The following is a 1,219-nucleotide window of genomic DNA, read 5'->3' on the forward strand; positions in this document are numbered from 1 at the left end:
TATAGTATCCATCTAGTAATAATAGTTTACAGTTACTTGCTTTTTTGCTATACTCCATTCAAAAAACAGTTCTGGAGGATACGCAATGCCACGTTATCATGTTACACTTACTGATACAGAAATACAGGAACTCAAATCTCTCATCCAAAAGGGTGGAAAGGGCTATCGTATAAAGCATGCTCAAATCTTACTAAAGCTGGATCAAAAGCCTGAAAATAGTTCCTGGACGTATGACCGTATCAAAGAAGCATATGGTGCTTCCCATAGTACAATAGCTGGAATTGCCCAGCGTTTTGTAACAGAAGGTATGGAATCTGCCCTTGGAAGAAAAGAGCAAAAAAACCGACACCGAAAAGTTACAGGTGATGTAGAAGCAAGGATTTGTGCAATTGCCTGTTCGACACCTCCGGAAGGGGCTTCCCGTTGGACCATGCAGGCTATCGCGGAGGAGCTGATACGGCTGGAAGTTGTTGATTACATCACCGATAGTACGGTCTGTAACGTTATGAAAAAAACGAAATTAAACCGTGGCTTGTAAAAGAATGGTGCATCCCCCAGGCTGATGCAGAATTCGTAGCAAAAATGGAGGATGTTCTGGATGTATATCAAAGATCATATGATCCGTCCAGACCGGTAGTTTGTATTGATGAAACGAATAAACAGCTAATCATAGAAAAACGGGTTCCCTGTAAGCCAGGGGAACCAGAAAAATTGGATTCTGTTTATGTCCGGAATGGAGTTGCAGATATCTTTATGATATCTGAGCCGTTGGCAGGAAAACGGGAAACTGTTGTAAAACAAACCCGGACAGCAATTGATTTTGCTGAAATTCTTCGCTATACGGCAGATGAATTATATCCAAAAGCGGAAAAAATCATATTGGTCACCGATAACTTAAATATCCATGCGCCATCTTCTTTGTACAAGGCATTTTCAGCACAAGAAGCCAACCGTTTAACCAAACGTTTTGAATGGCATTACACGCCAAAACATGGAAGCTGGTTGGATATGGCAGAAATAGAAATAGGGGTTATGAGCCGTCAGGCACTTGCAAAACCATTTCCAGATCTCGAAAGTTTTGAAAAACAGGTTCGTAGCTGGACAGTGAATCGAAATGCAAAATGTGTAAAAATAAACTGGCAGTTCACGACAGCTGATGCCAGAATTAAACTGGCAAAGCTATATCCAACAACACTTTAAAAACTAGATGGATGTACTA

2 protein-coding genes are annotated in these 1,219 nt (G+C 40.9%); both read left to right on the top strand.

The annotated features are described in order from the left end of the window. Positions 1-85 precede the first annotated feature (85 nt). Positions 86-538, top strand: a complete 453-nt coding sequence (locus tag I2D69_RS19770) for a helix-turn-helix domain-containing protein (RefSeq protein ID WP_173716271.1) — start codon at positions 86-88, stop codon at positions 536-538. An 11-nt stretch (positions 539-549) separates the two neighbouring features. Beyond that, entirely contained in the window at positions 550-1,200 is a 651-nt protein-coding gene (locus I2D69_RS19775; protein ID WP_237963851.1) for an IS630 family transposase, read from the top strand. Positions 1,201-1,219 lie beyond the last annotated feature (19 nt).

Origin of the sequence: Ruminococcus sp. D54t1_190329_F1, assembly GCF_015551645.1 — a bacterium.
GTDB lineage: Bacteria > Bacillota > Clostridia > Lachnospirales > Lachnospiraceae > Blautia_A > Blautia_A faecis.

Coding starts and splice junctions, on each gene's coding strand:
- I2D69_RS19770 (WP_173716271.1), top strand. CDS start 86: ATGCCACGTTATCATGTTACACTTACTGATACAGAAATACAGGAACTC.